The sequence below is a fragment of the uncultured Methylobacterium sp. genome (genome assembly GCF_964242245.1).
Lineage (GTDB): Bacteria > Pseudomonadota > Alphaproteobacteria > Rhizobiales > Beijerinckiaceae > Methylobacterium.
Map to the genome: position 1 here is coordinate 1 of NZ_CAXTBY010000092.1, position 9,326 is coordinate 9,326.

Genomic DNA, 9,326 nt, shown 5'->3' on the forward strand with positions numbered 1-9,326 from the left:
GATCGTGCCGATGTTGCAGTGCGGCTTCGTGCGCGCAAACTTCTCTTTGGCCATGAGTCCCGTTCCTGCGGCGGGGCCCGAGCACGGGCGCGCCTGATCCGTATCACCGCCCGTGTCGATCGCGAGCCGGGCGAACGGCGCGGACCGCTTAGAGGCTCGCCGTCCTTTGATCAAGGGCTGCGTCCGCAGGGGGCATCATGCGAGCCCGCTGAGGCTCGGTGCGACGGCGCGGGCGCCGTCCGCCTGACCAGCGGACGCTGTTGATGCATTTGAGCGGCACTGTGGCACGGCGGGCATAGTTGGCCCGGATGTATTGAGCTTAACTGGCGCCACAGCCAACGGATCAGCCCTCGGGTACCGCCATCATGACGAAGAAGCTCCTCCTCGCGTCGACCGTGCTGGCCGGCCTGACCGCCGTGGCCTCCGCCGCCGACCTGCCGCGCCGCGCTCCTCCGCCGGTGTTCACGCCGGTGCCGGTCTTCACCTGGACCGGGTTCTACGCCGGTCTCGAATCGGTCTACACCTTCAGCGACCGTCAGCGGATCACCACGATCGGCAACACGGCCGCGACCCGCGACAACGTGGCGAACCTGCGCCGCCCGCCGGTGACCTCGATCGAGGCTGATGGCATCGGCAACATCGGCGGCGGCGCCGGCTACAACTACCAGTTCACCCCGGGCTCCGGCTTCGTCGCGGGCCTCGCCGTGAACATCGACTGGACCGATATCCATAAGAACCGCTTCGTCCTGGGTGTCGGCAACGCCGTGGCGCCGGGTATCCCCAACCCGAGCGCCTTCCGCCAGAGCCTCGAGTACCTCGGCACCGTCACGGGCAAGCTCGGCTATGCCTTCGACCGGTTCCTGGTCTACGGGACCGGCGGCTTCGCCTTCGGCGAGGTCCAATACGATGCGAACTTCTACACGCCGGGCCTCGCCCTCCAGTTCGCCGGCCGCTACCAGGATCTCGAAACCGGATACGCCTACGGCGGCGGCATCGAGTACGCGATCCCGACCGACAGCTTCCTGAACTACTTCGCCTTCGCGAAGTATCTCGGCCTGAAGTACGACGCCGTGACGATCAAGGCCGAGTACCTCCACTACGACCTCGGCAGCCGCAACGTGGTCGTCGGCCCGATCATTCCCTCCGCCAATTCCTACACCTCGCGCTTCCGCTCCGAGGGCAGCATCGTGAAGGCCGGTTTCAACTACAAGTTCGGCGGCCTCTAATACCGAATCTCGATGAGCCCAACTCATTGAGATCCGACCCTCGCGACTGCGGGGCGGCGGCGGTCCGCCGGACCTCATGGGTTATAGCCCATGAGACTTGGTATAAGTCTCTCAGGGTGGCCCCGGCCGCCCGCCTCGATCCGGAACGAAGGGCGTGTGCCGATCAGCGGCGCACGCCCTTCCTCGTCGTGCACCGTCGTCGCGGTGCGGACATCCGAAGGCGGAGGAACTCGGGTCGTGCCCTACGATCGTCGTCGCGAACCCGAGGCCGGCATCCTCGCGAAGCGCTGCGGCGTGGGCGCCACGGAGCGTGAAAGGTTTGAATTGCGCACAATCTAAATCTACGGGATTCGGGTGATCGATTGCGCACAATGAATCAGATGCGCATCGCTTGAACGACCCAGGAAACGACGATGGACACCCTCTACACCGCTCACGCCCACGCCACCGGCGGCCGCGAAGGCTCCGCCGCCACCGACGACGGCCGCCTCGGGATCGGCCTCTCGACCCCGAAGGAGCTCGGCGGCCCCGGCGGTCCCAGCACCAACCCGGAGCAGCTCTTCGCGGCGGGCTACGCCGCCTGCTTCCTCAGCGCGATCAAGTTCGTCGCTGCCCGGAACAAGGTGAAGGTGCCCGCCGACGCCCGCGTCGACGCCGAGGTCGGCATCGGCCAGCGCGACGACGGCACGGGCTTCGGCCTCGTCGTCAGCCTGAAGGCCAGCCTGCCGGGCATCGATCCGGAGACGGCCGCCGATATCGTCCGCCGCGCCGACGTGGTCTGCCCGTACTCCCACGCCACCCGCGGCAACATCCGCGTCGCCGTCGCCGCCGTCTGAGCACGCGACCGGGATGGACTCCATCCGCGGCGGACCGCGTCCGCCGCGGGTCCTTCGCCTCTCTCGAAACGTCGATTGGAACGAGCGCCTGCCTCTCAGGCGGCGCCCATCCCCTCCAGCTCCGCGATCATCCCCTCGATCATGCCGAGGCCGATCTGCCAGAAGCCCGGATCGCGGGCGTCGAGGCCGAAGGGGCTCAGCAATGCGCCGTAGGGCTTCGAGCCGCCGGCCGAGAGCAGGGCGAAGTAGCGCTCGACGAAGCCGTCCTCGGCCTTGGCGTAGACCCCGTAGAGCGAGTTCACGAGGCAGTCGCCGAAGGCGTAGGCGTAGACGTAGAACGGCGAGTGGATGAAGTGCGGGATGTAGGCCCAGAACGGCTCGTAGCCCGCGTCCAGCGTGATCGCGGGCCCGAGCGATTCCGCCTGCACCGACATCCACAGCGCGTTGATCCGCTCGGCGGTGAGTTCGCCCTCGGCGCGGGCGAGGTGGACCTTGCGCTCGAAGGTGTAGAACGCGATCTGGCGCACCACCGTGTTGATCATGTCCTCGACCTTGGCCGCCAGCATGGCGCGGCGCTGGGTCGTGTTCGTCGTGGCGGCGAGCAGCCGGCGGAAGGTCAGCATCTCGCCGAAGACGCTCGCGGTCTCGGCCAGCGTCAGCGGCGTGGGCGCCATCAGCGCGCCGTTGGCGCCGGCGAGCACCTGATGCACCCCGTGGCCGAGCTCGTGCGCGAGCGTCATCACGTCCCGCGGCTTGCCCTGGTAGTTGACCAGAACGTAGGGGTGGACCGAGGGCACCGTCGGGTGCGCGAAGGCGCCCGGTGCCTTGCCCGGCCGGGTCGGCGCGTCGATCCAGCGGCGGTCGAAGAAGTCCTTGGCGATGCCGGCCATCCTTGGCGAGAACGCGCCGTAGGCGTCGAGCACCGTGTCGCGGGCCTCGCTCCAGGGGATCGTGCGCTGCTCCACCCTCGGCAGGGGCGCGTTGCGGTCCCAGTACGGCAGGGCATCGACCCCGAACCACCGCGCCTTCAGCCGGTAGTAGCGGTGCGACAGCCGGGGATAGGCCGCGCGCACCGCGTCCACCAGCGCCGCCACCACCTCCGGCTCGACCCGGTTGGACAGGTGGCGGGCGTCGGCCACGTCCTTGAAGCCGCGCCAGCGGTCGGAGATCTCCTTGTCCTTGGCCAGCGTGTTGGTGATCAGCGTGAACACCCGGAGGTTTTCGCGGAAGACCCCGCTCAGCGCGCCTGCAGCCTCCCGGCGCACCGTGCCGTCCGGGTCCTGGAGCTTGTTCAGGGTCGGCTCCAGCGGCAGCCGCTCGCCCTGGACGGGGAAGCGGAGCGCGGCGATCGTCTCGTTGAACAGCCGGTCCCAGGCCGCGTTCGCGGTCACGGATTTCTCCAGGAACAGCTTCTCGATCCGGTCCTCGAGCTGGAACGGCTTCTCCCGGCGCAGGTCCTCGATCCACGGCGCGTAGTGCGCGAGAGCACCGCGGGCCATCGCCGCGTCCATCACGCCGTCCTCGATCCGGTTGAGTTCGAGGGCGAAGAACAGGAGGTGGCCCGAGGCGTCGGTCAGCCGCTCGCGGGTGTCCCCGTAGAACTTGGCCCGCGCCTCGTCGGTGGTGTCGCCGGAATAGACCAAGCCGGCATAGGACATCAGGCGGCCGAGCAACTCCTCGATCGCCTCGTAGGCCGCGACCGCCGCGGCGAGCTTTTCCGAAGCGTCGGGGCCGCGCGCGAGCTGTGCGATCGTCCCGGCGTAAGCATCCGAGAACGCCCGGCAATCGGCCTCGGCCCGCGCGAGATCGCTGCGGAACTCCGGCGCGTCGAGGCCGGCATAGAGGTCGGCCAGATCCCACTCGGGCAGCATGCCGAGATCGGCCGCGTGGGCAGCGGCCCGGGCCGCCGACGCGCCCTCGGCGCTTCGAGCGGGGTGCGGCACGGGCGCGGGGGCTCGGATGTGCATGGGGCCTCGGTTCCTTCCGGCGCGCGCTGCGCGGCCTGTCGTCGGAGCCTCGACGCTCCACTCAGCCTGCATATCGAGCGCGCGGGCCGGCGTTCAACGGGCTTTGCCGCGGCGCGTTCGACGGGCGGGGGCCGCCGATCCGCATTCGTCGTTAAGCGGGGCTTTACGCATCTGAGCGACCCTGCGGCTCGAAACGAAACATCCGCCGGGCGCGTCCGGTGCCGAGCCGAAGGGCCCGCGCGCCGATGCGGAGCTGCGGCCAGCCGAGGAAAGCCCGCATGGCGACAACGGTCCTGATCGTCGACGACGATCCCGTCCAGCGTCGTCTGGCCGAGGCGACGGTGCGCCGCTTCGGCTTCGAGGCGAAGCTCGCAGAGAACGGCGCCGACGGCCTCGCCCTGCTGCGGACCGAGCCCGGAATCGACGTGGTGCTCCTCGACCTCGTGATGCCCGGCGGCCTCGACGGCCTCGGCGTGCTGGCCGAGATGCGCAAATCCGGCCTCGACACCCCCGTGATCGTCCAGACCGCCAACGGCTCGATCGACGCCGTCGTTACCGCCATGCGGGCCGGCGCCGTCGACTTCGTGGTCAAGCCCGCCGGCGCCGAGCGGCTCCAGGTCTCGATCAAGAACGCGCTGCGCGTCGATCAACTGGAGGAGGAGGTCCGGCGCATGCGCCGCCGCGCCTCCGGCGCGCTCAGCTTCAAGGACCTGACCTCGAAGTCGCCCGACATGGAGCGGGTGATCCGCTTGGCCGAGCGCGCGGCCAAGTCCAACATCCCGGTGCTGATCGAGGGCGAGTCCGGCGTCGGCAAGGAGGTGCTGGCCCGCGCGATCCAGGGCTCGGGCGAGCGCCGCGGCAAGAGCTTCGTCACCGTCAATTGCGGGGCGATCCCCGACAACCTCGTCGAATCGACCCTGTTCGGGCACGAGAAGGGCGCGTTCACCGGCGCCACCGAGCGCCACGCCGGCAAGTTCGTCGAGGCGTCCGGCGGCACGCTGTTCCTCGACGAGATCGGCGAACTGCCGCTCGATGCCCAGGTGAAGCTGCTGCGTGCGTTCCAGGAGGGCGAGGTCGACCCGGTCGGGGCCAAGCGCAGCGTGCGCGTCGACATCCGCCTCGTCTCGGCCACCAACCGCTCGCTGCTGGACCTCGTGAAGCAGGGCCGTTTCCGCGAGGACCTGTACTACCGCCTCAACGTCTTCCCGATGACCCTACCGCCGCTCAGGGCACGGCGCGAGGACATCCCCGATCTCGTGCGCTCGTTCTGCGCCCGGTTCGCGGCGGAAGAAGGCAAGCGCGTCCGCGCGATCGTGCCCGAGGCGATGGCGCTGCTGACCCGCTACGGCTGGCCCGGCAACGTGCGGCAACTGGAGAACGCCCTGTTCCGCGCCGTCGTGCTCGCCGACGGCGACGAGCTGACGGTGGCCGAGTTCCCGCAGATCGCCGCGCAGGTCGAGGGCTTCGACGTGCGCATCCCGGCAGCCCCCGTCCAGCCCATGCTCTCGGCCCATTCCCCCGAGCCGGTGCGCGAGATCGTCCGCGTCGAGGTGCGCGACCCGCACGCCCTGTCGCTCGTGGTCGAGGAGACCGGCGAGATGAAGCCGATGGACGCGCTCGAGGCCGAGATCATCCGCTTCGCCCTGCAATTCTATCGCGGCCGGATGTCCGAGGTCTCCCGCCGCTTGCGGATCGGCCGATCGACGCTCTACCGGAAGCTCAAGGACCTCGGCCTCGACGGCGACGACAAGGCCGAGGAGGCCGCATGAGCGATTCGGCCCGAAGATCACAGGTCGCTCAACGGTTTGGGTGCGGCCGCCGGCGCGTGCGATTGCGCACGGCCGCGCTTGGGCCGATACTCCTACAGCAAGGTCGGTCCGCCCGTGCGCGCCGGTCTTGCCCCGAGTCCTTGTCCAAGTCGCAGTTTCTTCACGCGAACCGCGCACACTTCGCCTGACACGGCTCCGGCGCTCGGGGCGGGCCTCGCGTCGTGACCTCCAGGAGATTTCGCACCATGGGCGTCTCGCGCTCGGCCACCGCACTCCTGGCCGCCCTGCTGGCCGGCTCGGTCGCGCAAGGAGCCCTCATCCGAGCGGCCGACGCGCGGGGGCTGGACCGTGCCCCGGTCGTCGCCACCGCCACGGTCGTGCTCGGCGCTGGCCCCCTGCCCACCTCCGTCGCGCCGGACCCGGCCCTGCCGCCCCCGGCCACCGGCCTGGAGGCGGTGACGCCCGCCGATCCGAAGGCGGAGGTTCCGGTGCCCGATCGTCCCGCGGTCGTCGCGGCGCCGACCGTGCCGAGCGACCCGGGGGCGGCAGCGATCTTCAACCGCCTCGCCCTGCCTGCGCCCCTCCTGGCACGGCTTACCGCCAAGGAGCGCGACGCGATCCAGGCCTTCTACGCGCTGGGCGCCTTCCGGCCGGTCTGGATCACCGACGGGGCCTACACGCCGGCCGCCAGGGCGGTGGCCGCGCGGCTGGCGGCGGCGGCCGAGGACGGCCTCGACGCGCACGCCTATCCGGTCCCGGTCCTTCCCAGCCCGGCAAAGCCCGACGACCACGCGGGGATCGCCGAGGCCGACCTCAGGCTCTCGGCGGCGGTGGCGCTCTACGCCCGCGACGCCCGCGGCGGCCGGATCAACCTCGCCGCGATCTCCCGCCTGATCACGCCGGTCCTCGATCTGCCGGCGCCCGACGCGGTGCTCGCGAGCCTCGCCAGCGCCGGCGCGTCCGCCGGCGGGCTGCTGCAGGCCTACAACCCGCACTCGCCCGGCTACCTCGCCCTGAAGGCCCGCCTCTCCGCGGCGCGCGGGCCGGCCCCGCGCGAGGGCGCGAGCCTCAAGCTCCCGCCCGGCCCGGCCCTGCGCCTCGGGATGCGCGACCCGCGCGTGCCGCTGCTGCGCGCCCGCTTCGGCCTGGAGAGCCGGACCGCCGGCACACTGGACGCGGAGCCGGGCGAGCCGGAGGATTACGACGCGGGCGTCGCCGCCGCGGTGGCCGGGTTCCAGCGCAGCCGCGGCCTGCCCGGCAACGGCGTGCTCAACGTCCAGACCGTGATGGCGCTGGCCAACGCCGACGCCTCGCCCCGGGCGACCGGCGACGACGCGGCGCTCATCGTCAACATGGAGCGCTGGCGCTGGCTCGGGACGGATCTGGGCAGCGACTACGTGCTGGTCAACATCCCCGAATACCGCCTGCGGGTGTTTCGCGATGGGCGCCAGCGGGACGAGGCCCGGGTGATCGTCGGCAAGCCGGATTCCCGCACGCCCCTGTTCTCGGGCCTGATGGAATACGCCGTCGTGAACCCGTCCTGGTACGTGCCGCCCTCGATCCTGAAGACCATGCTGCCGAAGATCGCCAGCTACGGCGGCAAGACCTGGGGCGGCTACGAGGTCGTGCGCAGCGGCGGCCACGTCTCCCTGCGCCAGCCGCCGGGGGAGCGGAACGCGCTCGGCTTCATCAAGTTCATGTTCCCCAACAACCACGCGGTCTACCTGCACGACACGCCCAACCGCACTCTGTTCGCGCGCTCCGAGCGGGCGCTGAGCCACGGCTGCGTGCGGGTCGACGACCCGTTCCGCTTCGCCGACTCGGTGCTGCCCGACGCGTGGTCGAGCGAGCGGCTGCGGAAGCTCGTCGGCAAGGGCGAGCGCACCATCCGCCTCGACCGCAAGCTGCCGGTGCACCTCGCCTACTTCACGGCCACCGTGGACGAATCCGGCGTCTACCGGACGCTGCCCGACCTCTACGACTACGACGCGCCGATGCGCGCGGCCTTGGGGCTGCCCGGCGGCGGCGGCCCCGCGATCGCACGGGCTCTGCCGGCCGTCCGGCCGGCAGAGCCCGTGCGGCGGGCGGCTGAGGCCGCGGCGCCGCGGCCAAGGCACGCCGCCCGTTCGGCGGCGCCCCGCGCCGCGCGCGCCGGAATCGAACCGCCGGCCGATTTCGGCGAGCCCGGCTTGTGGACGCCGCGCCCCACGCCGGTCTCGCGCGGATGGTGGTGAGGGTCCGACCGGGGCGCGACGCGATCCTCCTCCCGCGTGCGCCTCCGCGCTCGCCGGCACGATTTCGCCACGGTTTCACCTTAGCCGTAGGGGAATCGCAGGTGACCGGCCCGAGGACTCGATAACCGGACGTTCACGGTTCTCGGCAACCTTGCGTTCACCTTGGTTGCCCCGCGCGCGGGGCCCGGAAGAGGGTGAGGGCCATCGTGCGGATGCTGCGATCGAGACCGGCTCCGGCCGCCCGGCACCGCACCCGTCTCCGCCGCATCGTGCTCGGCCTCTCCGGGATCGTGCTGGCCCTGACCACGGCGACCGGCACGCAGGATGCGGTCGCCAACGGCGACACCCGCTCGCTCACGATCTTCCACACCCACACCCAGGAGAGCACCACCGTCACGTTCCGCCGCGACGGGCGCTACGACCGGGCGGCCCTGGAGCAGCTCAACTGGCTCCTGCGCGACTGGCGCATCGACGAGCCGACCAAGATGGACCCGCGCCTGTTCGACACCGTGTGGGAGGCCTACCGGCAGGTCGGCGCGAACGAGCCGATCCACGTCGTCTCCGCCTACCGCTCGCCCGGCACCAACGCGATGCTGCGCCGCCGCTCCAAGGCGGTGGCCGAGTTCAGCCAGCACATGCTCGGCAAGGCGATGGACTTCTACCTGCCCGACGCTTCGATCGACCAGATCCGGGCCGTCGGCATGCAGATGCAGCGCGGCGGCGTCGGCTGGTACCCGCGTGCGGGCTCGCCGTTCGTCCACCTCGACGTCGGCTCGGTGCGTTCCTGGCCGCGGATGGGCCACGACCAGCTCGCCCGCCTGTTCCCCGACGGCAGGACCGTCCACCTGCCCACCGACAACCGGCCCCTGCCCGGCTACGAGGAGGCCCGCGCCGAGATCCTCGCGCGGGGCGGCACGGTGCTCGGCTACAGCTCGCAGGTGGCCTCCGCCGACGAGGACGAGGGTCCGAGCCTGCGCGGCTTCCTCGCGGGCCTGTTCGGTGGCGGCGACGCGCCCGCCCCCGCTCCGGTCCCCGCGGCACGGATGAAGTCGAAACCGAAGCCGATCGTCGTCGCGAGCGCGGACCCCGAGGACGCGACCGGCGCCCGGACGGCGCTCGCCTACGCCGCAGCAGCCGCCGTTCCCGCGGCCAACGCCGCGCTCCGCGGGGCGATGCTGACCCGCGATGCGAAGAGCCTGCTCACCGCGGAGCCCGCCCCCGCGGTCAAGCCGGCGGAGGCCGCCGACGCACTCCCGGCGACCATGGCACCGCTGCCGCCGCGCCGGCCCGCCGC

6 protein-coding genes are annotated in these 9,326 nt (G+C 71.3%); 5 read left to right on the top strand and 1 reads right to left on the bottom strand.

What is annotated here, in order from left to right; all coding sequences use genetic code 11:
• Nucleotides 1-365 precede the first annotated feature (365 nt).
• Both ACFE8Y_RS16415 and ACFE8Y_RS16420 read left to right on the top strand, forming a co-directional pair.
• Nucleotides 366-1,226, top strand: a complete 861-nt coding sequence (locus ACFE8Y_RS16415; RefSeq protein ID WP_375465452.1) for an outer membrane protein — start codon at nucleotides 366-368, stop codon at nucleotides 1,224-1,226.
• Between the two features lie 413 nt (nucleotides 1,227-1,639).
• Nucleotides 1,640-2,062 (top strand): organic hydroperoxide resistance protein, encoded by a 423-nt coding sequence (locus ACFE8Y_RS16420; protein ID WP_375465453.1) that lies wholly within the window; start codon nucleotides 1,640-1,642, stop codon nucleotides 2,060-2,062.
• Nucleotides 2,063-2,157: 95 nt separating this feature from the next.
• Here ACFE8Y_RS16420 and ACFE8Y_RS16425 read toward each other — a convergent pair whose 3' ends face one another.
• Nucleotides 2,158-4,029: a M3 family oligoendopeptidase gene (locus ACFE8Y_RS16425; protein ID WP_375465454.1), complete on the bottom strand. Its 1,872-nt coding sequence runs from the start codon at nucleotides 4,027-4,029 to the stop codon at nucleotides 2,158-2,160.
• Between the two features lie 278 nt (nucleotides 4,030-4,307).
• On the opposite strand from ACFE8Y_RS16425, the gene ACFE8Y_RS16430 reads away from it, so the two are divergent.
• The 3 genes from ACFE8Y_RS16430 to ACFE8Y_RS16440 all read left to right on the top strand — a co-directional run.
• Nucleotides 4,308-5,798: a sigma-54-dependent transcriptional regulator gene (locus ACFE8Y_RS16430; protein WP_375465455.1), complete on the top strand. Its 1,491-nt coding sequence runs from the start codon at nucleotides 4,308-4,310 to the stop codon at nucleotides 5,796-5,798.
• A 245-nt stretch (nucleotides 5,799-6,043) separates the two neighbouring features.
• Nucleotides 6,044-8,032 (top strand): murein L,D-transpeptidase, encoded by a 1,989-nt coding sequence (locus tag ACFE8Y_RS16435; protein WP_375465456.1) that lies wholly within the window; start codon nucleotides 6,044-6,046, stop codon nucleotides 8,030-8,032.
• A gap of 212 nt (nucleotides 8,033-8,244) precedes the next feature.
• A partial coding sequence (locus tag ACFE8Y_RS16440) for a DUF882 domain-containing protein (RefSeq protein ID WP_375465457.1) occupies nucleotides 8,245-9,326 on the top strand: 1,082 nt, incomplete at its 3' end.